Raw genomic sequence first — 20,710 nt, 5'->3', positions numbered from 1 at the left:
TCCATCGGACCTCCGGGGATAGATGCTTATCGAAGTCATGCTCTGTCCATATTGACAGACGTCTATGAGTGCTCGGTGTGTGGGGCGGCTCATCGGCTCGCCCGTCATGGGCGGGCAGCCCGGAGGTCACAGCATCACCGGACATGCCGAAGGCCCCGCCCTGGGGGCGGGGCCTTCGGCTCAACGGGTGCGTACCGGTGTGCAGGTCGCCTCTCGGCGAGATGCGCAACGCGGCTCCAGCCGAACGGTGTTCCGCGAAGGCGATAGGTGAGGCCCGGGGACACTGGGCACACCGGCCACGAGAGGCACAACCACCACCGGCCGGCGGATGTTCCCGCGCCTTCGCCCCGGGGTCATCGCCCGACGACCGTGCTGCGCCGCTCCATCATGATCACATCGCGCCAGGTGTCGTGGTGGCGGCCGACGCGCTCGCGGGTGCCGACCACGCGGAAGCCGAGCGCCCGGTGCAGGGAGAGGCTGGCGGCGTTCTCCGGGAAGATCCCGGACTGGATCGTCCAGATCCCGGCGTCCTCGCTGGCGGCGACGAACGCGCTCAGCAGTGCCCGGCCGACCCCGTGAGCCTGGCAGCCGGGGTGGACGTAGACGCTGTGCTCGACGACTCCGGCGTACACCGGACGCGCCGACACCGGGGAGGCGGCCACCCAGCCGACGACCTCACCGGTGCCGGTGTCGGCGGCGACGTAGCGCAGATGCGCGAGCCTGCTCGCGGTGAAGCCCTCCCAGCTGGGGGCCGTCGTCTCGAAGCCGGCCTGGCCGCTTTCCAGTCCTGCCTGGTAGATGGCCAGCACCTGCTCGGCGTCGGTGTCGCGCATCGGCCGGATCTCCAGCCCTGGTGAGATCGCGGGCTTGACCGCCTGGACGATCGCCGAATGGACACCGTCGCCGTGATCGGCGGTCAGCGTGATCGAGGCGGCCACGAAACCGGTCTCCAGCAGCAGTTCGCGATACTCGGCGACGCCGAGCGAGCCGGCGACGCAGCCCACCCGAAGCTCGGCGGCCGCCCGCGGTTCAGGGGCGAGGGCGCCTTCGGTGACGACGTCGCTGATGCCGAGGCGTCCGCCGGGCCGCAGCACCCGGAAGGCCTCGGCCAGCACGGCCGCCTTGTCGCCGGAGAGGTTGATCACGCAGTTGGAGATGACGACGTCGACCGCGTGATCGGGCAGCGGGACGGCCTCGATGGTGCCGCACACGAACTCGGTGTTGGCCGCGCCCGCCTGCTCGGCGTTGCGCCGGGCCAGCTCCACCATGTCGGCGCTGGCGTCCAGGCCGTAGGCCTTTCCTGACGGCCCGACCCGGCGGGCCGACAGCAGGACGTCGATGCCGCCCCCGGAGCCGAGGTCGAGCACGATCTCACCCTCACGCAGCTCGGCGACGGCGACCGGGTCGCCACAGCCGAGGCTGGCCCGCAGCGCGCCCTCGGGCAGTCCCGCGGTGTCGTCGTAGCCGGCCGCGCCGAAGCGGCCCCGTTCGAAGGCGCCGGCGCCGCAGTCGGCGACGGTCTCACCGGCCAGCGCCGCGCGGGCCAGGCCGGAGTAGCGGTTGACGACCTCGTCGTGTGCCATGGCGTGCTCCTACTCGCAGGCGGGCGTCGCGGGAACGGGATTGCCCATCACCACGTCGGCGGCGGTGGGAAAGCAGCTCACGCAGGCCTCGTTGATCCGGTACAGGCTGGAGGTGCCGTGCCGCTCCACCAGGACGAACCGCACCTCGGACAGGATCTTCAGGTGGTGCGAGACCGTCGACTGGCCGATCCCCACGACGGCGACGATCTCCCCGACGCTCATCGGCTCGCGCCGCCGGGCCAGCAACGACACGATCTGGATGCGGGTGCCGTCGGCCAGCGCCCTGAACCAGCTCGCGTACTCCTCCGCCGCTTCGCGCTCCAGCGGCTCCAGCCTCTCATTCATCGAAAATCGACGATAATCGATGAATGCTGGAAGGGTAATGTTCTCCATTCCGCCTGGCCGCCATCCGGTGGCTCAGGCTCCGCCGTTGTCTTCGCATCGAGTACGAGATGCTCTCCCGAACGCCCGGTCGGCATGCGGCCATCACGCGGACTGTCTCGCCAGGCTCGCAATTAATTTCAATTGATACCGTATTAAATGAAAAGATAGCGGGTAATGTGCTTTCATGACCGCCGACGTTCCTCACGGAATCACCGCCTCGCGTGCGACCGACCGCCCCGGGGATGCCTCGCCTTTCACTCTCGGCTTGCTGCTGCGCCGGGCGCACTGGCGCGCGGCCGCGGTGATGACGGAGGCGCTTCGGCCACTCGGTATCGAGTTGCGGCACTTTGCCGCCCTGATCGTGCTGGTCGACCGCGGGGCCACGGTGCAGCGGGACCTGGCGGCGGCGACAGGGTCGGACAAGGCGGGAATCATGCGGGTCGTGGACGATCTGGAGCGCATGGGGCTGGCCGTGCGCAAGGCCGTTCCGGGGGACCGGCGGGCGCGGGCGGTGGAGATCACGCCCAAGGGCGTCGAGCTTTTCGACGCGGCCCATGTGGCGGCGGAGCCGCTGGCCGAACGTCTGGTCGCCGACCTGGGGCCCGGCGAGCCCGAGCAGCTGAGGGATCTTCTGACCCGGTTCGCCTATCCGCCGGGCGGTGAGGCGTAGGCCGGCCGCGCGCCGGTCGCCCGCCGCGCGGGCGGGGCGGCAGACGGCGGCGACGTTCGCGGCCGGTTCCCGTACGAGTTGTCTTCCTCACAACGTGCTCCCAGCCCACCAGATGGTATTGATTGATACCATCATGAATGATACGGTCTTAAGTGTACCGAAGCTGGGCACGTCGAGCGGAGGGGGAGGTGGCGATCGTGGACGTCTACGAGGCGGTCACGAGCCGACGGGCAGTGCGCGGATTCACCGACCAGCCCGTCCCGAGGGAGGTGCTGGAGCGCGTGCTGTCCGCCGCGGCCTGGGCGCCGTCCGGATCGAACCTCCAGCCGTGGCACGCCTACGTGCTGACCGGCGCGCGGCTGGCCGAACTCAAGAAGCGCGTCGGCGAGCGTGTGGCGGCAGGCACTCCCTGGGACGAGCGGGAGTACGAGATGTACCCGTCCGCGCTGAAGTCCCCGTACCGCGAGCGCCGATCCGCCTTCGGCGCGCAGCGCTACGGCGCACTCGGCATCTCGCACGATGACTGGGAGGCGCACCAGAGGGCCGCCGCCGCGAACTGGAGCTGCTTCGGTGCGCCCGCCGCCCTGTTCTGCTACATCGACCGCGACATGGGCCTGCCCCAGTGGGCCGACGCCGGCATGTATCTGCAGACCGTCATGCTGCTGCTCCGCGCCGAAGGGCTGCACAGCTGCCCGCAGATGGCGTGGTCGGTATATCGCAGGACCGTCGCGGAGGTCCTGTCGCCCCCGGACGGGCTCATCCTCTTCTGTGGCATGTCGATCGGGTTCGAGGACGTCACGGTGGGTCACGCCCGTACCGGCCGGGCGCCGCTCGAGGAGACGGTCACGTTCGTCGAGAGTTCGGCCATACGATCGCACGCGGCGTGAGCGGGGCGCCTCCCGCCCGGAGCGGCTGTCGCCGCTTCGCTTCCGGCCGGGCATCGCGCGGAAGCCGATCCACCGCCAGGCACCACATCACATCACAAGGAGAGACATGACCGGCCAGTTCCGCCTCGGCGGCGACCTGACGATCGACCGGCTCGGTTTCGGCGCCATGCGCCTGCCCCACGGCGGCCCGGGCGGACCCGCCCGCGACCCCGAGTCCGGCCGCGCCGTCCTGCGCCGTGCCGTTGAGCTCGGCGTCGACCACATCGACACCGCCGACTTCTATCGCAGCGAGAACGGCGCGGTGCACGCCAACACCCTGATCCGTGAGGCCCTGTTCCCGTACCCGGACACCCTGGTCATCGCCACCAAGGTCGGCCCGGTCTTCGGTCCCGGCGGGCCCGGCCAGGGCACCGCCGCCGATCTTCGGCCCCAGGTCGAGGCCAACCTCGAAAGCCTGGGCCTGGACCGCCTCGACCTGGTCTACCTGCGCATCGGCACGATGGAACCCCCGCACGGCGAGTCGCTCGCCGAACGCTTCGAGGCGCTCGCCGCGCTGCGCGAGGAGGGCCTGATCCGCCACCTGGGCATCAGCAACGTCGACGTCGGCCATCTCGCCGAGGCCCGCACGATCGCTCCCGTCGCGGCCGTCCAGAACAACTTCCACATCGCCAATCGTGACGAGACGGCTGTCCTGGAGGCCTGCACGCAGGCCCGCATCGCTTTCGTCCCGTTCTTCCCCCTCGGCGGCGGCAGGGCCGACATCAACGACCCCGGTTTGGTCAAGGTCGCCGAACGGTACGGCACGACCGTCCATCGGATCGCCCTGGCCTGGCTGCTGGCCCTGTCTCCGGTCACCCTGGCCATCCCGGGTACCGGTTCCGTGGCTCACCTGGAGGAGAACCTGGGCGCCCGGTCGATCACCCTCACCGAGGAGGACCTCGCCGACCTCGCCTGATCACAAAAGGGAGGCCCCTTCCACGCGGAGTGGCCCTTGGGCCGGCATGGCCGCTCCGGGCGGGTGCCGCCGCGAGCCTCCCGGGCAGTGACAGGGAAGGTGTCGGCTTCGGCATTCGGTGCGCGGTGGTTCACGACCGAGGGCCGAAACCTCTGGCGGCGCCGCCGGCTTCGTGCCATGGACCGCATTGTTGCTAGCCGGAGCAGCCGATCGGCTGCTTCGAAGGATTCACCGCGGGAGCGTTGAGCGATGTCACCCGTCGTGGTCGTGGTGCTGCTGCTGGCCGGGTTGTCCGAGGCCGCCGGGCGGATTCTGCCGCTGCTGGCGCGCCGGCCCCGCGTGTCGCGGTCGGTCGCGATCGAGTTGCTGCTGGTCGGTGCCGTGGTCGAGGGCGTGGTGTTCGCGCTGTGGCCGGTGAGCGCGTGGACCCTGGCCGAGCTGATGGGATCGGCGCCGCGATCGGGCGCGGCGGCGTTCGTCTGGACCCCCGGCCGGGCTGCCCCGCTGCTTCTCGCCGCGATCTTGGCGTTTCCCCTGCTCGGGCCGCTATTGCACCTGCTGCTTCTCACCGGGGTCGGGGCCGGCTTGGCCGGCCCGCTCGCCGCGGCCACCGGGCTGGGCTGGTGGGCCGCCGCGGGCTGTTTGGCCGTGGCCGGAGCCGGTCTGGGCGCCGCCGTCGAGGCCGTCCGGCGCCTGGTCGTGAAGATCAGCGCCACCGGGGTGCGGGAGGTGCTGACATGAGCGAGTTCCCTTTCCTGGTCGTGGTGCTGCTCGGGGTGTTCGGACTGGTCCTGCTCGCCGAGGCGCTGCTGGCCCGCTACGAGCTGATGGCCTACACCGCCGGCTGGCGCGCGGCCACCGTCGAGCTGCCCCCGGGCATGCCCTATGCGCGCGGCGCCGACCCCGGCCGCCCTCCGCGGGCCTACCTGGTCTATCTCGACGGGATCGGCAAGCGTCGCTTCCGTGACACCCGTGATGGGGGCCGGCTGGTCCAGGCGGTGATCGACGCGGCGCCGGAGCTGCGGGTGCTGGGTCAGGTGCAGCCCTACTCCCCGCTGGCCGACCCGCTGGTCAACCGGCCGGTGTGGGAGTGGCTGCGCCACCGGGTGGAGCTGGTGCTGTTCCTGCACAACGTGATGCAGATCTTCGTCGCCGCCGATCACCGCTACCGTCCCTTGTACAACCGGGCGGTGGGTGCCCAGATCGCCGGCCAGTTGCGGCTGGCCGGCTACCGGCCCGACAGCGCCATCCCGGTGGTGTTGCTCAGCTACAGCGGGGGCGCCCAGGTCGCCACCGGCGCGGTCGAGGAGTTGCGCACCCATCTGCGGGCCCCGTTGTTGCTGATCACGCTCGGCGGGTTCCACAACGGCGCCAACGATCTCACACACGCCCATCATCTGCATCAGCTCACCAGTGCCGGCGACTGGATCGAGCGCAGCGGTATGTGGATCTTTCCCCAGCGGTGGCGGGTGTGGTCCGGCAGCGGATGGAACCTGGCCCGCCGCGCCGGAAAGATCACCGTGCATCGGCTCGATCCGGCCACGCACGTGGGGCCGGGCAGCTACATCAGCCGCGAGGCGCGGCTGCCTGATGGCCGTAGCCACCTCGAGCGCACCACCGACACCGTGATCGCGCTCATCCGCGCCCACTACGCCGCCCACAGCGACAGATGATCCGTCGCCGGGTCGATCCTCCGATGAGCGTGCCGCCGACCCTGGCCGCGGTTCGCGCTGGTCGTGGTCGTCGTGGTCGTCGACACCGGCATCTCACACCTGTACCAGCAGGACGCCGTGGCCGTCGCCGCTCGGACGGTGACCGGCGACGACCGGGCCCCGGGGCACGCGGCACCCCGGGAAAGGTCCGTTATCGTGCCTCGCGTATCCCGAGGATGTACGTCGCGGTGAGCGCGACGGCACGGTCCTCGTCATGTGCCAGATCCGCGAGGGCACGTGACGCCGTGAGCCCCGGGATGTCCGCGAGCGCCTGGGTCAGCCGCCGGCGTGCGGACGATTCGACGGTGCCGTGGGCGAGGCGGTCGACGAGCCCGGCGGCGATCCGATCCGCCGACGCGGGACGACTCGCCAGCGCGCTCAGCGCGTCGGCCGCGTCGACGTCGTTCGTCCCCTCGACGACCATGTCGATGAGGGTCGGGACGGCCTCGGCCACTCCACGTACCCCGAGCGCCAGAGCCGCGTACCTGCGGACCACGATGTCGGGGTGCGCGAGGGCGTCCCGCAGCAGCGCGGTCGCCGCACCGTCCGGAATCTCGATGATGGACTGGACGGCACGTTTCCGCACCTCGGCCGCCGGCGAGCCGAGGCCCTCGGCCAGCAGCGCCAACCCGCCGTCGCCCAACTGCGCCAGAGCCCATCGAAGGGCTCCGGCGACGTTCGGGTCCGTCTCGCTCAGCGCCGCCTCGACCAGCGCCTCCACCGGCACCGGAACCTCCTCGACCGAGGACAGGGCCGCGCGCTGGCGCTTCCCGGCGCTCTTGGAGCCCAGCGCCTGCAGGAGCGCGACGGTCTGGAGGACGTCCTCCCAGCCGGCCGGTTCCGCGGCACCGATCCGACGCAGTCGCGTGAGCAGCTCCGTCTCACCCGCGATGCGTTCTCGCGTCCGGCGGATGAGGTCGTCGACGAGCGCCGAGGGCGTGAAGCCGGGGTCGTCGAGCGCGCGCCCGACGTCACGCAGCGACAGTCCCAATGACCGCAGGCTCTCGATGTGGAAGATCCGCCGGATGTCCTCGCCGGAGTACTCCCGATAGCCGGCGCCGGTACGGCCCGTCGGCCGCACCAGGCCGAGCGAGTCGTAATGCCTGAGCATGCGGGCGCTGACCCCGGACCGTCGTGCCACATCGCCGATCAACACTGCCTGTCACTCCTCCTGGCCGGTCCCGCCCAGGGCCACGACGCGCTTCGCCTGCTCGATCGCGAACTCGAATCCGGCATCCGGGTCGCGCGACAGCCGTTCCGTGGCGGTCGCGTGCGCGCGCACCCGAGGGTCGGGATCCGTCGTCGCGGCGCGCAGAGCTGGCAGGATCACCTCACCGAGCGCGACCAGCGCCCGGCTGAGGCTCAGCTGCGTCTCACGCTCGCCGCGCCCGAGCTGTGTCGACAACACTACGGCCAGCTCGCGCTCCTCACCTTCGGGCACGAGCACGACCGCCGCCCGCCAGGCGCTCCGCGCCACCTCGTCGTCGGCGTCGGACAGCAGCGCCCGCGTGATCGCCGGCCACGCCCGCCGATCACCGATCTTGGACAGCGTGTGCAACGCCTGGCTTCGCGCCTGCGCACGCTCCGAGCGGACCTCGCCGAGAAGCGCCGGGACCGTCATCGACGCCGGGTGGCGGGTGAGGGCCCACGTGAGCATGTCGCGCACGTAGAACTCGGGTTCGACGGCGCATCGCTCGATGAGCTTGTCGACGAACCGCGGGTCGGGGGTCGTGCCGACCGCCAGCGCCGCTCGCAGCCGCACCGACGGGCGGCCGTCCTCCAGCCCCTGGAAAGCTCGGATCATGTCCGTGTCCTGTTTCGGCATGGTCATCGGGACCACCTCCTCGGCCCCAGTGAAGACCTTGTCACCGTGTCAAGGTCAAGCGGGGACACGCCGCGAGGTCACCGGGCACCCCCCGGACCACCGGGTTCGGTGCCTGCCGGGTCACGCCGGCGGGCGCGGACCCCGGCCGGCGGTCACCGGGGCCGTGCGTTTCACGCGACCGCCTGGGCGTCTCACGCGACCGCCTGGGCGGCGGCGCGGCCGGCCTGGCGGCCGGAGAACAGGCAGCCGCCGAGGAAGGTGCCCTCCAGGGCGTTGTAGCCGTGCACGCCGCCGCCGCCGAATCCGGCCGCCTCCCCGGCCGCGTACAGGCCGCTGACGGGTTCGCCGTCCACGCCGAGGACGCGGGAATCGAGGTCGGTCTGGATGCCGCCGAGGCTCTTGCGCGTCAGGACGTGGAGCTTGACCCCGATCAGCGGACCGGCCTGCGGGTCCAGGATGCGGTGCGGGGTGGCGGTGCGGCTGAGCCGGTCCCCGAGGAAGCGTCGCGAGTTGTGGATGCCCTGCACCTGGGCGTCCTTGCTGTAGGGATTGCCGACCTGCAGGTCGCGGGCCACGATCTGGCGGCGCAGCTCGCCGGCGTCGAGCAGCGGTTCGTCGGTCAGGCCGTTCATCCTCACCACCAGCTCGTCCAGCGTGGTGGCGACGACGAAGTCCGCGCCGTGCCGCTTGAAAGCCTCCACCGGAGCGGGTGCCCCCTTGCCGAAGACCCGGTTCCGCAGTACCGCCTTCCGGTCTCCGCCGGTGATGTCGGGGTTCTGCTCCGAGCCCGACAGCGCGAACTCCTTCTCGAGGATCTTCTGGGTGAGAACGAACCACGAGTGGTCGTATCCGGCGATGTCAGGGGTGGTGCGCAGATATTTGAGGGTGCCGAGGGTGTCGTAGCCGGGCAGGCACGGTTCCGGCAGGCGGCGGCCCAGCGCGTCGAACCACATCGACGACGGCCCCGGCAGGATCCGGATCGCGTGCCCGGGCCAGATGGGGTTCCAGTTGCGCACGCCTTCGGTGTAGTGCCACATCCGGTCCTGGTTGACGATCCGGGCCCCGGCCGCGGCGCTGATGGCCAGCATCCGCCCGTCCACGTGGGCCGGCACACCCGTGATCATGTTCTGTGGGGCGGTGCCCAGCCGCCGGGGCCAGTGACGGCGCACCAGGTCGTGATCGGCGCCGATCCCGCCGCTGGTGACGATGACCGCCTGCGCGGTCAACTCGAAGGAGCCCGTCACCTCGCGGCTGGAGGCCACCCCCCGCGGCGAGGGGTCGTCCATCAGGACACTCCCGCGCACCCCTGTGACGGCGCCGTCCCGGACGACGAGTTCGTCGACCCGGTGGCGGTGGTAGAACCTCAGCAGTCCCGCGTCGGCCGCCTGCTCGGCGCCGCGCACGAACGGGGCCACCACGCCCGTTCCCGTACCCCAGGCCACGTGGAAGCGGGGCACGGAGTTGCCGTGACCGTCGGCGCGCAGGCCACCGCGCTCCGCCCAGCCCACCACCGGCGTCAGCTTGATGCCCTGGGCGTCTATCCAGGACCGCTTCTCACCCGCGGCGAAGTCGACGTACGCGCGGGCCCAGCGCGCCGCCCAGACGTCCTCGTCCTCCAGGCGGTCGAACCCGGCACTCGCCTGCCAGTCGCTCCATGCCAGATCGAAGGAGTCCTTCACCCTCAGGCGGCGCTGCTCGGGCGAGTTCACGAGGAACAGCCCGCCGAACGACCAGTACGCCTGCCCTCCCAGGTTGGCGGCGCTCTCCTGGTCCACCAGCGCCACCTTTCGGCCCCGGCCGGTCAGCTGCTGCGCCGCGACCAGCCCGGCCAGACCCGCACCCACGATGATGACGTCCGCGTCCATGGCGGTACTCCCTTGCTCAAGCACCCCGTCGATCCCGTCCGGGGGCGTGTCGATGGTAAGGGGACCGGCCTGATCACTGCGCGGCGGCGGACCCGCACGGCGGGGGTGGACACATGAGGAACCTCGTGAACGGCTCTGACGGGCCGGCCGGGAATCGGGCGCCGCACCCGTGAACCGGCGCGGGAGCCGGGGAGCATCGACCCGGCGGCCGGGCCGCCCCGGGAGGTCGGGGTGATGATGCTGGTCAACGCCCCGGACCAGGCCACGGCCACCGCGATCACCAAGATCGCGAATCCGCTGATGCTCCATCTCCCGACCGCCGACATGGACTACCTGCCCAGCCTGGCCTTCGCCACCTCGCCGGCCGAGAGCGAGCGCGGTCCCGCCTACCAGTTCGTGCTCAACCACGTCGTGGACGTCGACGAGCCCACCGGCATGTTCCGCATCCCCGCCCTCGACGTCGTGAAGATCTCGTTCCCCCGGCCGGTGGCCCAGGGCAGCCTGCGCGATCGGGACATCCACGCGGGCCGGCACCACGTTCCCCTGGCGGCGCTCGTGCCCGGGTGAGAGCCCGCACGGGGGCGCCACGGCGAATCGGAGTCCGGCGGCCCGCCGCCGCCGGACCGTCCGCGTCACCTGGCGGCGGCGTCGAGCACGGACTTGAGAGACGCTTCGAGGATGTCCACGCCGGCGTGCAGTTCGTCCTCCCCGATGGTGAGAGGCGGGGCGATGCGGAAGATGCCGCCCATCCCGGGTAGCTGGACGATGTTCATGTGCAGGCCTCGTTCGAGGCAGGCCGAGGTGATCGCGTTGCCCAGCGCGTCGGCGGGCGCCTTGCTCTTCTTGTCCCTGACGAGCTCGATGCCCTGGAGCAAGCCACGGCCGCGAACGTCGCCGACGACCTCGTAGTCGTCGCGAAGCGTCAGCAGCCGGCCGGTGAGCTGATCGCCCAGCGTCGCGGCACGCCGGGTGAGGTCCTCGCGGACGATGACGTCAAGGACCGTCAGCGCGACGGCGGCCGCCAGGGGGTCGGAGACGTGGGTGGTGTAGAAGAGGAAACCCCGGTCGTGGCAGACCTGCTCGATCTCGGCGGTCGTGACGACGGCCGCCACCGGCAGCCCGGCTCCCAAGGTCTTCGACAACGTCAGGATGTCGGGCGCGACCCCGTCGCGCTCGAACGCGTACATCGCTCCGGTGCGGCCGAGACCGGTCTGCGCCTCGTCCAGGATGAGCAGCATCCCGCGTTCGTCGCACATCGCCTTGAGGCGACGCAGGTACCCGGGCGGCAGGTCGATGAGCCCGCCCGAGGACAGGATGGGCTCGATGAGGCAGGCGGCGAGACTCCCGGCGGACTGCCGGTCGACCAGGGCGAAGCCGTAGGCGAGCTCGGCCTCCCAGTCGTGTGACCCGTCGGAGGATCGGAACGGCGAACGATAGGCGTTCGGCGTGGGCAGCGCGAGGTTTCCCGGCATCGGGGGACCGTAGCCGCGCCGCCCGGCGGAGAAGGTCGCGGCGGCGGCCCCCTGGGTCATGCCGTGCCAGGAGCGGTCGAAGGAGACGATCTCGAAACGGCCGGTGGAGAGCTTGGCCATCTTGATCGCGGCCTCGTTCGCCTCGGCTCCCGTGGTGAGCAGCAACATCTTGCCCAGTGCCGGGGGCAGGGTCGCGGTGAGCCTGCGGGCGAGCTCCAGTACGGGAGCGCTGAGCATGCCGCTGAAGAGGTGGTCCAGCGACGCGACCGCGGACGAGACCGTCGCCACGATGTCCGGGTGCGCATGGCCGAGGATGGAACTCATCTGCCCCGAGGTGAAGTCGAGAATCGGCGTGCCCCGGCGATCGAAGACGTACGCGCCACGGGCGCGTTCGATGACCCGCGGGGTGAAACCTGCTCCGTAGCGGATCAGGAGACGGTCCGCCTCGTCCCAGAACGTCGTGTCCATCGCCAACCCTCTCTCACCACGCCCGAGACGACGCCGGACGTCCTGCTCGATGCCATCCTCCACCGCCGGCAAAGCTCGAAACAAGCAAACAAATGCGGCTCATCATTCGGCATTGCCTTACCTTTGGTGCCATGCTCAACCCGCAACGTCTCGCGATCCTGCGCGCGGTCCTGGCCGCCGGGTCGATCAACAAAGCGGCGCGGAACCTCGGCTACTCTCCCGCGACGATCAGCCAGCACATGACCACCCTGGCGAAGGAGACCGGGCTGGTCCTTTTCGAGAAGCAGGGGCGCGGCATCACCCCCACCGACGCCGCACGGCACCTGGCGGATCAGGCCCAGTCGCTCCTCGCCGACTTCGGACGCCTCGAACGAGTCGTCGCGGACCTCAGGGGCGGTCAGGCGCAGCATCTGGCGATCGCCTGTTTCGCCTCCGCGGCCGAGCGGTGGATCCCGGAGGTCGTGCGGACTGTTCGCCGCCACCAGCCGAACCTCACCGTCGAGATCAGCCTCAACGAGCCCGTCGACGGGCGCGGACGCCGGCGCCCGGACCTCGACATCCGGACCGAGCCCGCAGGCGGAGCCGGAGTGCACCTCGACGGCTACCGACGTCATGAACTCGTCGTCGAGGAGCTCGTCGCCGTGCTCCCCGGCGCCCACCCTCTCGCCGATGCCCGCGAACTCGCCCTCCGGGACCTCGAAGGTGAGCCCTGGATAGATCACGACATCTACGACAGCCCGATCGGACAGATCATCCTGACCGCCTGCCGGGCCGCCGGATTCACGCCGCGATATGCCGCCCGCCTGGACGATCACCGGGCGGCGCTGCGGCTGGTGGAGACGGGCATCGGCGTCACCGTCCTGCCGCGCCTGGCCGTCGCGGAGCTTCCCCGCGGAGTCGTCGCCAGGCCTGTGGTCCGCCCCGCCGTCCTGCGGCGCATCGTCGTCCACGCCCGCCAGGATCGACGCCGCGGCGACCTGGTCGCCCGCGCGGTGGCACAGCTTCGCGACAGCGCCCGGAAGGCGGAACCCGCGTAGCGCGGACGTCTCGTGCTTCGGGGTACGCCCGCGCGGCGGGGACCGGTTTCAGGAGCTGCGGTCCGCGAAGGGGCCGCCGGCGGTGAAGGCGAGCTTGGCGAAGCGCTCGCCGATGCGGCGGTGGGTGGCGGCGTCCGGATGGAGTTCGTCGGGCAGCGGCAGCTCGGCGGAGTCGGCCTCCCCGTAGAGGTCACGGCCGTCGAGGTAGTACAGGTTCGGGTCCTCGGCCGCCCGTTGCCCCACGATCCGGGCCAGCTCGTCCCGGATGACGCCCAGGGTCAGTTTCCCGCCCGCGCGCTCCGCCGGGTCGCCCGTGGCCCGGAACCGCAGTCGCCCGGCGGCGAGGTCGGTGAAGTCCGGGGCGCTGGGACCGGGTGTGTCCTCGTGGATGGTGCAGTGGATGGGCGAGACGACCAGCAGCGGTGTGCCGGGGTGGCCTTCGCGGATGGTGTCGAGGAAACCGTGGACGGCCGGGGTGAAGGCGCGCAGGCGCATCAGATCGGTGTTGACCAGGTTGATGCCGATCTTGAGGCTGATCAGGTCGGCGGGGGTGTCGCGCAGGACGCGGGCGGTGAACGGGTCGAGCAGGGCGCTGCCGCTCAGGCCCAGGTTGATCAGTTCCGCGTCGCCGAGGGAGGCGGCGAGGGCGGGCCAGGTGGTGGTGGGGCTCGCGGCGTCGGAGCCGTGACTGATCGAGCTGCCGTGGTGCAGCCACACCCTGCGGCCCCGGTCCGGTGCCGGCTCGATGGGGGCGTCGGCGCGCAGGGCGATGAGCTCGGTGGTCTCGTTGTACGGCAGCCAGATCTCGACGTCCTTCATCCGGTCGGGCAGGCCGGTGAAGCGGAGGGTGCCGGCCGGGCCGGGCCGGAGCTCGGTGGTCCCGGTGGTCATGTCCATGGTCAGGGTGTTACCGCCGGTCACACCGGCCTGGTCGGCCAGGCGGCCGTCGACGAGCAGGTCGTACACACCGTCCGGGCGGGGCGGAGCGCCGACGTAGACCCGTTTGGTGGGCAGCGTGTCCAGTTCGACGGCGGTGGCCCGGGTACGGAAGACCAGCCGTACCCCGGAGGGCTGGGACTCCGCCATGGCGAGTTGTCCGTCGGCGCACTGGGCGCGGGCACGGGCGGGCAGCCGGTGCGGCAGCACCCCGTGCGCGGTGTCCTGCAGGTCGAGCGCGCCGCGCAGAAGGTCCGCGGTGACGGGCGTGGTGATCCAGTCGGGCGTGGTGTTCATGGTCTCAGCCTGTTGATCGAAGTTTTCTGATTGTTCGGGGGTTTTGGATTCGCCGGTGCGCCGCACGGTCGGCGGCACTCGTTCGGCGTGGGAGCCCGGGTCAGGGCGCGGACCGGCGTGGGGGCCCGGGTCAGGGCGCGGGCCAGTTCCGCAGCAGGGCGTCGAGGGCGTCCAGGACCCGCGACCAGGTTTCCTGCGTGTCGGGCGCGCTGTGGCTGAACCCGCCCCCCATCTCCAGGCTGACGTAGCCGTGGAAGACGCTGCCCAGCAGTCGGACGGCGTGCGTCTGGTCAGGTTCCGTCAGGTCGTAGCCGCGCAGGATCGCCCGCGTCATCTGTGCGTGCCTGCCGCCGGCGCTTGCGGACGCCTCCTCCGGAGTCAGCCTCAGCTGGGTCGCGGCGTAGCGGCCGGGATGCTCCCGGGCGTAGTCGCGGTAGACGTTGGCGAAGGCGGCCAGAGCGTCCTTGCCGGCCCGCCCGGCCAGGGCGGCGGCGACCCGGTCGGCGAGCTCCTCCAGGGCGAACAGGGCGATCCTGGTCTTGAGCTCCTGGGAGTTCCTCAGGTGCGAGTACAGGCTCGCGACCTTGACATCGAACCGCCTGGCGAGTTCCGAGACGGTCACCTGGTCGAAGCCGGCCTCGTCGGCCAGTTCCGCCCCGGCCTGGGTCAGGCGTTCCGTGGTCAGTCCTGCGCGTGCCATGGCCTCCCTCTCATTCGGCAGTGTCGATTATGTATTTGCCTAATACCTTTAGGCAAATCGACCTCGCTTTTAGGGATCAGCCGCCGAGTGGCGCGCACGTTCGTGACGCCCTCGCGGACGGACCCGTGCGAGCGCCTCGGCGGACTACTCGGGCACGGGATCACCGCGTTCGCCGACCGGCTGAACAGGGCGTTCTTCGCGGTTACGGAGCCGCTGCCGGAGCCGAGGGGGGCGAAGGGACCGGTGGCCAGGCCGGGACTCGGGGCCCGGTCAGCGCCACGGCTCTTCGGGGGTGCCGGTTCGCCGGTTGTGGTGATCCAGCAGTTTGGACAGCAACCCGGTCAACCCCTGTCGCTCCTCGGGTGAGAGCGGAGCCAGCAGTTCGTCCTGGCATTCGGCCAGGCGCTTCTCCAGTCGCCGCAGCTGCCGCTTGCCCGCCGGGGTCAGCGAGATGATGTTGCGCCGCCGGTCGGAGGGGTCCGGGGCGCGCTCGACCAGTCCGTGATCGGCGAGTTCGTTGATCGTCGCGACCATGTCGCTGAGGTGGATGCCACTACGGCGGCCCAGTGCGGCCTGGCTGGCCGGGCCGGACTGCTCCAGTGTCGCCAGCAGGCGGTAGTGGTAACCGCGGGCGCCGACGGAGGAGAACCCGTCACCCACCAGGCGGTGCGCGTGGTTGGCGGTCTGGCCGAGCAGCCAGCTGGGCAGGTTCTCCCACGGGGTGGGGGTCTCCTCGGTCGGGTTCTCCATGTGACAAGCCTAGCGAGTCGTTCGGTGCACTAATGATTATGCTATCGTTCGTTGGGTAAACGTTAGCCAACCAAACATTTGGGCAGTGAATGAATTCCCCCGGAGTTGAGACCATGATCAAGCCGTTCCGCATCGACGTCCCCCAGGCCGACCTCGACGACCTGACCGACCGGCTCTCCCGCACCCGCTGGCCCAACGAGGTCGCTGACGCCGGGTGGGACTACGGCTTCCCGCTGGCGCGGCTGAAGGAGCTGGCCGAACACTGGCGCACCGGCTACGACTGGCGCGAGCACGAGGCCGAGCTCAACGAGCTCCCGCACTTCACCACCGAGATCGACGGCCAGAACATCCACTTCGTCCACGTCCGGTCCGCGAAGCCTGACGCGCTCGCGCTGATCCTCACCCACGGCTGGCCCGGCTCGTTTCTGGAGTTCCTCGACGTCATCGAGCCGCTGTCGCGCGATTTCCACCTGGTGATCCCGTCCATCCCGGGGTACGGCTTCTCCGGGCCGACCCACGAGCGCGGCTGGGATATCGTCCGGATCGCGCGGGCCTGGGCCGAGCTGATGGGCCGTCTCGGGTACGAGCGCTACGGCGCGCAGGGCGGCGACTTCGGCTCGGGCATCTCAACGGCGCTCGGCGCGGTCGCGCCCGAGCGGGTCGTCGGGGTGCACGTCAACTACCTGCCGACCCGCCCGGTCCCGGACGCCGACATCCAGCTGTCCGCAACGGATGAAGCTCGGCTGGACAAGGTCAGGCAGCTGATGGCGAACCGCCCGCCGTACCAGGCACTGCAGGCCGCCACCCCGCAGACCATCGGCTACGCGCTGACCGACTCGCCGGTCGGCCAGCTGGTCTGGATCGCCGAGCGCTTCGCGCACTGGACCGACCCTCGCTCGCAGATCAGTGACGATCGGATGCTCACCAACATCTCGCTGTACTGGCTGACCGCCACCGCGGCCTCCTCGGCGCGGCTGCACCACGATGCTCCGCGGGGGATCGAGCCGTGCCCGGTACCGGTTGGCGTGGCGGTGTTCGCGCACGACATCACGCAGTCGGTGCGACCGCTGGCCGAGCGGCTGTACGACATCAGGCACTGGTCGGAGTTCGAGCGCGGCGGCCACTTCGCCGCGATGGAGGTGCCGGACCTGCTCGCCGAGGACGTCCGGGACTTCTTCCTCACCCGCCTCAAGAACGACCACCGAGCCGCTACCCGCATCACCTCGATCGCCGTGACCGAGGCCCTTGACCGGGCACTCTAGGTCGCGCCACCACGCCTCGGCGCCGCTGACCAAGCGGATCCTGTTGCTCGGTGCCTGTCCGCGCGGTTGCTCGTAGGCGGCGGGCGGGGCGAACGGGCGGACACGCTCGACCGGCGGTCCCAGGCCACGCTCGACCGGCGGTCCCCGGCCGGCGAGTTCGCCGGTTTCATCGCAGGGTGAGCGGGGTCTCCGATTCGACGCGGGTCAGTTTTTCCGGGTTGCGGATGTAGTAGAGACCGGTGATGCGGGCGTCCTGGACACCGATCGCCATGACGCCGTCGATCTCGCCGTCCACGCGGACGAGGAGTGCCGGGTTGCCGTTGACCACGGTGAACTCACCGGTGGGCGCGACCTCGGCCTTACCGAGGCCGCCGACGATGAAGCGGGCCACCTTGTCGGCGCCGGTGATCGGCCGCGGCGCGGCCTGCCTGAGACCGCCGCCGTCGGCGATGAGGACGACCTCGGGGGCGAGCACGTCGAGGAGGCCCTGCAGGTCCCTGGTGTCGACCGCGCGCCGGAACGACTCCAGAGCCGCCTGGGTCTCACTCGGGGAGACCACCTCGCGAGGGCGGCGGGCATCGACGTGCCGGCGGGCGCGGTGCGCGATCTGGCGGACGGCCGCGGGATTCTTGCCGACGGCGGCCGCGATCTCGTCGTAGCCGACGTCGAAGACCTCGCGCAGCACGAAGACGGCGCGCTCGGTCGGCGACAGCGTCTCCAGGACGAGCATGAGCGCCATCGACACGCTCTCGGCGAGTTCGATGTCCTGGGCCACGTCCGGCGCGGTGAGCAGCGGTTCGGGCAGCCAGGAGCCGAAGTAGGCCTCCTTGCGGCGCCTCATGGCGCGCAGCCGGTCGAGCGACTGCCGGGTCGTGATCCGGACCAGGTAGGCGCGCCGGTCGCGCACCTGCCCCAGGTCGACCTTCATCCACCGCAGCCAGGTCTCCTGGAGGACGTCTTCGGCGTCGGCCGCCGAGCCGAGCATCTCGTAGGCGACGGTGAAGAGCAGGTTGCGGTGGGCGACGAACGCCTCGGTGGCCGAGTCCATCCCGCAGTCCACCCGGTCGCCACCGGCGAGAGGCTCGGCTGTGCCCGTCGTCGGCTCGCTGCGCTCGTTCATGGCCCGGCTCCTGCCTGTTCGCTCTCGACTCCTGCTCCACGCACAAGGCGCCGGCCCTCGCCGCTGTGTGACACCCATGATCGGTGGCGTACGTCACATAACCGCACTGTCACAAGGATCGGGCCGCCGCCCGCCTTCTCCCCCGCCTGCTTCGGAACAGGTCGTGCCGCGCGCCGGGCCCACCGACCTCATGGATACACCGCCGATTGAAGGTTCATCGCGGTGGGGGCGGTGTTTTCCGGCGAAAAGTTTACACCGGGTGTTCAACGATACCGTTGAAGGCATGGATATCAAGGACATGGCCCGGCCGCTCGACGGCGAGGGCGTCTCGGCGTTCCTGCGGTCGCTTCCCGCCAAGCCCCTGCTGCTCGGCCTGGGCGAGGCCAGGCACTTCGTGGGGGAGCTGGGCGAGTTGCGCAACGAGATCTTCCGGCATCTGGTCGAGCAGGAGGGTTACCGGTCGTTCGCCATCGAGAGCGACTGCCTCATGGGCCTCGTGGTCGACGACCACATCACGACGGGCGCGGGCACGCTCGACGACGTCATGGAACGCGGCTTCAGCCACAACTTCGGCACGTCCCCGGCCAACCGCGAGCTCGTGCGCTGGATGCGGGCGTACAACGAGGAGCATGACGAACAGCTCCGGTTCTTCGGGTTCGACGGCCCCCTGGAGTACTGGGCGGCGAGCCCGCGCCAGGCGCTCACCGCCCTGCACGACCTCCTCAACGGCCCGCTGCCCTGTACCAGGGAGACCCTCGAGACGCTGCTGGGCCCGGACGAGCGGTGGGCGAACGAGGCCGCGGCCATGGATCCGTCCCAGTCGATCGGCCAGTCCGCCGAAGCCCAGCGGCTGCGACTGATCGCCGACGACCTGGTGGCGCTGCTCGACACGCAGATGCCGCGGCTGGGCGCGCAGGACAGGGAACGGGCGGCACTGTACGGGCGCACCGCCACCGGCCTGCTTCGCTACCACCACTGGATGGCCGACGCGTCCCCTGCGCGGTGGACCCGGCTGTCGGCCCTGCGGGACGCGATGATGGCCGCCAACCTGCGTGCCGTCGCCGGGCGCGGCCCGGCCCTGGTCTTCGCCCACAACCTCCACCTGCAGCGGAACAAGAGCCTCATGCCGCTCGGCGACCAGATGCTGGAGTGGTGGAGCGCCGGGGCGATCACCGAAGCGTATCTGGGCGACCGGTACGCCTTCCTGGCCTCGGCCCTCGGTACGGTCGGCGATGACACCCCGTCCCCGGACACCGTCGAGGGCGTCCTGTCCGCGCTCCCGTGGGAGCACTCTCTCATCGACGCCCGCCGCCTGGCCGAGGCCGTCACGAAGCCCGTCCCGCGCGTCTCCCATGATTTCCGCTATTTCCCGCTGGACCCGGCCCAGCTCGACATGGTCGACGGCGTCGTCTTCCTCAAGCAGGCCATCAGGCTGGATTGACAGGCGCGTGCTTCGGCAGGGTGAGGATTTCGGCTCCGTCGTCGGTGATGGCGATCGTGTGCTCGCTGTGTGCCGTCCGGCAGCCTGTCGCGCTTCGGAGCGTCCAGCCGTCGGCGTCGGTGACGAGGTCGGCGGTGTCCGCCATGACCCACGGCTCCAGTGCGAGCAGTAGTCCGGGGCGCAGTTTGTACCCGCGGCCGGGCCGTCCGGTGTTCGAAACGTGCGGGCTCTGGTGCATCGTCGATCCGATGCCATGACCTCCGAACTCGGTGTTGATCCGGTACCCCGCCTCGCTGAGGACCGAGCCGATGGCATGGGAGATGTCACCGATGCGAGCCCCGGGTCCGGCGGCGGCTATCCCCGCGCTCAACGCGCGTTCGGTCGCGCTGATCATCGCGACGCTCTGCGGGGGCTTCGAGTCGCCCACGATGAAGCTGACGGCGGAGTCCGCGGCGACTCCGCCTTTGGAGACGGCGAGGTCGAGTGTGAGCAGATCACCGTCGGTGAGCGTGTAGTCGTAGGGCCGTCCGTGGAGCACGGCGTCGTTGACGGACGTGCAGATGTAGTGGCCGAACGGCCCGCGTCCGAAGGAGGGCTCGTAGTCGACGTAACAGGACTGCGCTCCAGCCTCGACGATCATGGCCTCGGCCCACCGGTTGATGTCCAGGAGGTTGGTGCCCACCGCGCTGCGGCTCTTCAGCGTCTGCAGGATGTCGGCGACCAGGGCGCCGGCCTCCTTCGCCCGGACCAGTTCGGTGGGGTTCAAGATCTCGATCATGCGGCGCCCTTCTCACGCAACCAATAACTATCCCGGCCATATTATCCCGGCACTGGGGCCTGTACGGACTTCGGATCTTCAAGCGGAGCGAATCCCGCTGATCTCAACCCGTACGGGCCTAGAATCGGAGCCATGGTCAGGTTGCCGCTCACACCCGCGGAGGTCGAGCGCGGACAGCGCCTCGGTGCACTGTTGCGTCGCGCCAGGGGGGAGCGCTCGATGCTCGAGACCGCGCTCGATGCGGGTGTCTCACCGGAGACCCTGCGGAAGATCGAGACGGGCCGCGTGGCGACCCCCGCCTTCCCGACCATCGCGGCGATCGCCGCGGTCCTCGGTCTTTCCCTCGACGCGGTGTGGGCCGAGATCAACCAGCCTGACGGCGGGGTCGAACCCACAGGACCAGGCCGCAGCGCACGTGAACGGTTGGCCTCGTAGGTCTCGAGCCCGCAACTGCCTCGCAGGGGTCGGCGAAAGAGGCGGGAGCCGCACGCTGTCAATCCCCTGAAATCGTGGAGACGGTTTATGCCACAGCGGTCCCCAGCAGGGCCGATGAGGCGTGTCTCTTCTC

General features: G+C 70.6%; 21 protein-coding genes. 10 read left to right on the top strand and 11 right to left on the bottom strand.

The window, feature by feature from the left end:
* Positions 1 to 353: 353 nt before the first annotated feature.
* Together ACTOQ2_RS42870 and ACTOQ2_RS42865 are read right to left on the bottom strand one after the other, a co-directional pair.
* On the bottom strand, positions 354 to 1,583 hold the full coding sequence (locus ACTOQ2_RS42870) for a GNAT family N-acetyltransferase (protein ID WP_440107611.1): 1,230 nt from the start codon (positions 1,581 to 1,583) through the stop codon (positions 354 to 356).
* A 9-nt stretch (positions 1,584 to 1,592) separates the two neighbouring features.
* Complete coding sequence (locus tag ACTOQ2_RS42865; RefSeq protein ID WP_440073474.1) at positions 1,593 to 1,928, bottom strand: ArsR/SmtB family transcription factor; 336 nt, start codon at positions 1,926 to 1,928, stop codon at positions 1,593 to 1,595.
* Positions 1,929 to 2,151: 223 nt separating this feature from the next.
* On the opposite strand from ACTOQ2_RS42865, the gene ACTOQ2_RS42860 reads away from it, so the two are divergent.
* The 5 genes from ACTOQ2_RS42860 (at position 2,152) to ACTOQ2_RS42840 (ending at position 6,152) form a co-directional block, all read left to right on the top strand.
* A complete protein-coding gene (locus ACTOQ2_RS42860) occupies positions 2,152 to 2,637 on the top strand; it encodes a MarR family winged helix-turn-helix transcriptional regulator (protein ID WP_440107609.1) in 486 nt (161 codons plus the stop codon).
* A gap of 188 nt (positions 2,638 to 2,825) precedes the next feature.
* On the top strand, positions 2,826 to 3,524 hold the full coding sequence (locus ACTOQ2_RS42855) for a nitroreductase (protein ID WP_440107607.1): 699 nt from the start codon (positions 2,826 to 2,828) through the stop codon (positions 3,522 to 3,524).
* 106 nt (positions 3,525 to 3,630) lie between these two features.
* Complete coding sequence (locus ACTOQ2_RS42850) at positions 3,631 to 4,479, top strand: aldo/keto reductase (RefSeq protein ID WP_440107605.1); 849 nt, start codon at positions 3,631 to 3,633, stop codon at positions 4,477 to 4,479.
* A 249-nt stretch (positions 4,480 to 4,728) separates the two neighbouring features.
* Positions 4,729 to 5,220, top strand: coding sequence for a hypothetical protein (locus ACTOQ2_RS42845; protein WP_440107603.1), 492 nt, complete (start codon positions 4,729 to 4,731; stop codon positions 5,218 to 5,220).
* A complete protein-coding gene (locus tag ACTOQ2_RS42840; RefSeq protein ID WP_440107600.1) occupies positions 5,217 to 6,152 on the top strand; it encodes a hypothetical protein in 936 nt (311 codons plus the stop codon). Before ACTOQ2_RS42845 ends, ACTOQ2_RS42840 begins: the two co-directional genes overlap by 4 nt.
* A 190-nt stretch (positions 6,153 to 6,342) precedes the next feature.
* Here ACTOQ2_RS42840 and ACTOQ2_RS42835 read toward each other — a convergent pair whose 3' ends face one another.
* The 3 genes from ACTOQ2_RS42835 to ACTOQ2_RS42825 form a co-directional block, all read right to left on the bottom strand.
* Positions 6,343 to 7,347 (bottom strand): HEAT repeat domain-containing protein, encoded by a 1,005-nt coding sequence (locus ACTOQ2_RS42835; RefSeq protein WP_440107598.1) that lies wholly within the window; start codon positions 7,345 to 7,347, stop codon positions 6,343 to 6,345.
* Positions 7,348 to 7,353: 6 nt separating this feature from the next.
* Complete coding sequence (locus ACTOQ2_RS42830; RefSeq protein WP_440107596.1) at positions 7,354 to 8,022, bottom strand: HEAT repeat domain-containing protein; 669 nt, start codon at positions 8,020 to 8,022, stop codon at positions 7,354 to 7,356.
* A 185-nt stretch (positions 8,023 to 8,207) separates the two neighbouring features.
* Entirely contained in the window at positions 8,208 to 9,881 is a 1,674-nt protein-coding gene (locus tag ACTOQ2_RS42825) for an FAD-binding dehydrogenase (protein WP_440107594.1), read from the bottom strand.
* A 234-nt stretch (positions 9,882 to 10,115) separates the two neighbouring features.
* On the opposite strand from ACTOQ2_RS42825, the gene ACTOQ2_RS42820 reads away from it, so the two are divergent.
* Positions 10,116 to 10,448: a DUF4387 family protein gene (locus ACTOQ2_RS42820; RefSeq protein WP_440107613.1), complete on the top strand. Its 333-nt coding sequence runs from the start codon at positions 10,116 to 10,118 to the stop codon at positions 10,446 to 10,448.
* Between the two features lie 65 nt (positions 10,449 to 10,513).
* Here ACTOQ2_RS42820 and ACTOQ2_RS42815 read toward each other — a convergent pair whose 3' ends face one another.
* Positions 10,514 to 11,821 (bottom strand): aspartate aminotransferase family protein, encoded by a 1,308-nt coding sequence (locus ACTOQ2_RS42815; RefSeq protein ID WP_440107592.1) that lies wholly within the window; start codon positions 11,819 to 11,821, stop codon positions 10,514 to 10,516.
* Positions 11,822 to 11,952: 131 nt separating this feature from the next.
* On the opposite strand from ACTOQ2_RS42815, the gene ACTOQ2_RS42810 reads away from it, so the two are divergent.
* Complete coding sequence (locus ACTOQ2_RS42810) at positions 11,953 to 12,858, top strand: LysR family transcriptional regulator (RefSeq protein WP_440073495.1); 906 nt, start codon at positions 11,953 to 11,955, stop codon at positions 12,856 to 12,858.
* 48 nt (positions 12,859 to 12,906) lie between these two features.
* Here the strand turns inward: ACTOQ2_RS42810 and ACTOQ2_RS42805 are convergent, their stop codons facing one another.
* The 3 genes from ACTOQ2_RS42805 to ACTOQ2_RS42795 all read right to left on the bottom strand — a co-directional run bounded on the left by ACTOQ2_RS42805 (position 12,907) and on the right by ACTOQ2_RS42795 (position 15,541).
* Positions 12,907 to 14,091, bottom strand: a complete 1,185-nt coding sequence (locus tag ACTOQ2_RS42805) for a GDSL-type esterase/lipase family protein (RefSeq protein ID WP_440107590.1) — start codon at positions 14,089 to 14,091, stop codon at positions 12,907 to 12,909.
* A gap of 130 nt (positions 14,092 to 14,221) precedes the next feature.
* The gene (locus ACTOQ2_RS42800; RefSeq protein WP_440107588.1) at positions 14,222 to 14,791 is read right to left on the bottom strand and encodes a TetR/AcrR family transcriptional regulator; all 570 of its coding nucleotides are present in this window, start codon (positions 14,789 to 14,791) and stop codon (positions 14,222 to 14,224) included.
* A 270-nt stretch (positions 14,792 to 15,061) separates the two neighbouring features.
* Positions 15,062 to 15,541, bottom strand: coding sequence for a MarR family winged helix-turn-helix transcriptional regulator (locus ACTOQ2_RS42795; protein ID WP_440107586.1), 480 nt, complete (start codon positions 15,539 to 15,541; stop codon positions 15,062 to 15,064).
* A 113-nt stretch (positions 15,542 to 15,654) separates the two neighbouring features.
* On the opposite strand from ACTOQ2_RS42795, the gene ACTOQ2_RS42790 reads away from it, so the two are divergent.
* A complete protein-coding gene (locus ACTOQ2_RS42790) occupies positions 15,655 to 16,803 on the top strand; it encodes an epoxide hydrolase family protein (RefSeq protein ID WP_440107584.1) in 1,149 nt (382 codons plus the stop codon).
* A gap of 166 nt (positions 16,804 to 16,969) precedes the next feature.
* On the opposite strand, the gene ACTOQ2_RS42785 is transcribed toward ACTOQ2_RS42790, so the two are convergent.
* Positions 16,970 to 17,923, bottom strand: coding sequence for an RNA polymerase sigma-70 factor (locus tag ACTOQ2_RS42785; RefSeq protein ID WP_440107582.1), 954 nt, complete (start codon positions 17,921 to 17,923; stop codon positions 16,970 to 16,972).
* 283 nt (positions 17,924 to 18,206) lie between these two features.
* On the opposite strand from ACTOQ2_RS42785, the gene ACTOQ2_RS42780 reads away from it, so the two are divergent.
* On the top strand, positions 18,207 to 19,364 hold the full coding sequence (locus tag ACTOQ2_RS42780) for an erythromycin esterase family protein (protein ID WP_440107580.1): 1,158 nt from the start codon (positions 18,207 to 18,209) through the stop codon (positions 19,362 to 19,364).
* Here ACTOQ2_RS42780 and map read toward each other — a convergent pair.
* On the bottom strand, positions 19,351 to 20,142 hold the full coding sequence (map, locus tag ACTOQ2_RS42775; protein WP_440107578.1) for a type I methionyl aminopeptidase: 792 nt from the start codon (positions 20,140 to 20,142) through the stop codon (positions 19,351 to 19,353). The two genes, ACTOQ2_RS42780 and map, sit on opposite strands and share 14 nt — an antisense overlap.
* Positions 20,143 to 20,274: 132 nt before the next feature.
* Between map and ACTOQ2_RS42770 the strand changes: the two genes are divergently transcribed.
* Positions 20,275 to 20,577: a helix-turn-helix transcriptional regulator gene (locus tag ACTOQ2_RS42770; RefSeq protein WP_440107576.1), complete on the top strand. Its 303-nt coding sequence runs from the start codon at positions 20,275 to 20,277 to the stop codon at positions 20,575 to 20,577.
* Positions 20,578 to 20,710: the final 133 nt, after the last annotated feature.

This window comes from Streptosporangium sp. H16, assembly GCF_051918855.1.
Lineage (GTDB): Bacteria > Actinomycetota > Actinomycetes > Streptosporangiales > Streptosporangiaceae > Streptosporangium.
The sequence above is the reverse complement of the archived record's forward strand: the minus strand, read 5'-3'. Positions and strand labels throughout refer to the sequence as shown.

Coding starts and splice junctions, on each gene's coding strand:
- ACTOQ2_RS42820 (WP_440107613.1), top strand. CDS start 10,116: ATGATGCTGGTCAACGCCCCGGACCAGGCCACGGCCACCGCGATCACC.
- ACTOQ2_RS42865 (WP_440073474.1), bottom strand. CDS start 1,928: ATGAATGAGAGGCTGGAGCCGCTGGAGCGCGAAGCGGCGGAGGAGTAC.
- ACTOQ2_RS42790 (WP_440107584.1), top strand. CDS start 15,655: ATGATCAAGCCGTTCCGCATCGACGTCCCCCAGGCCGACCTCGACGAC.
- ACTOQ2_RS42860 (WP_440107609.1), top strand. CDS start 2,152: ATGACCGCCGACGTTCCTCACGGAATCACCGCCTCGCGTGCGACCGAC.
- ACTOQ2_RS42825 (WP_440107594.1), bottom strand. CDS start 9,881: ATGGACGCGGACGTCATCATCGTGGGTGCGGGTCTGGCCGGGCTGGTC.
- ACTOQ2_RS42830 (WP_440107596.1), bottom strand. CDS start 8,022: ATGACCATGCCGAAACAGGACACGGACATGATCCGAGCTTTCCAGGGG.
- map (WP_440107578.1), bottom strand. CDS start 20,142: ATGATCGAGATCTTGAACCCCACCGAACTGGTCCGGGCGAAGGAGGCC.
- ACTOQ2_RS42815 (WP_440107592.1), bottom strand. CDS start 11,821: ATGGACACGACGTTCTGGGACGAGGCGGACCGTCTCCTGATCCGCTAC.
- ACTOQ2_RS42785 (WP_440107582.1), bottom strand. CDS start 17,923: ATGAACGAGCGCAGCGAGCCGACGACGGGCACAGCCGAGCCTCTCGCC.
- ACTOQ2_RS42780 (WP_440107580.1), top strand. CDS start 18,207: ATGGATATCAAGGACATGGCCCGGCCGCTCGACGGCGAGGGCGTCTCG.
- ACTOQ2_RS42870 (WP_440107611.1), bottom strand. CDS start 1,583: ATGGCACACGACGAGGTCGTCAACCGCTACTCCGGCCTGGCCCGCGCG.
- ACTOQ2_RS42845 (WP_440107603.1), top strand. CDS start 4,729: ATGTCACCCGTCGTGGTCGTGGTGCTGCTGCTGGCCGGGTTGTCCGAG.
- ACTOQ2_RS42840 (WP_440107600.1), top strand. CDS start 5,217: ATGAGCGAGTTCCCTTTCCTGGTCGTGGTGCTGCTCGGGGTGTTCGGA.
- ACTOQ2_RS42800 (WP_440107588.1), bottom strand. CDS start 14,791: ATGGCACGCGCAGGACTGACCACGGAACGCCTGACCCAGGCCGGGGCG.
- ACTOQ2_RS42810 (WP_440073495.1), top strand. CDS start 11,953: ATGCTCAACCCGCAACGTCTCGCGATCCTGCGCGCGGTCCTGGCCGCC.
- ACTOQ2_RS42850 (WP_440107605.1), top strand. CDS start 3,631: ATGACCGGCCAGTTCCGCCTCGGCGGCGACCTGACGATCGACCGGCTC.
- ACTOQ2_RS42805 (WP_440107590.1), bottom strand. CDS start 14,091: ATGAACACCACGCCCGACTGGATCACCACGCCCGTCACCGCGGACCTT.
- ACTOQ2_RS42770 (WP_440107576.1), top strand. CDS start 20,275: ATGGTCAGGTTGCCGCTCACACCCGCGGAGGTCGAGCGCGGACAGCGC.
- ACTOQ2_RS42795 (WP_440107586.1), bottom strand. CDS start 15,541: ATGGAGAACCCGACCGAGGAGACCCCCACCCCGTGGGAGAACCTGCCC.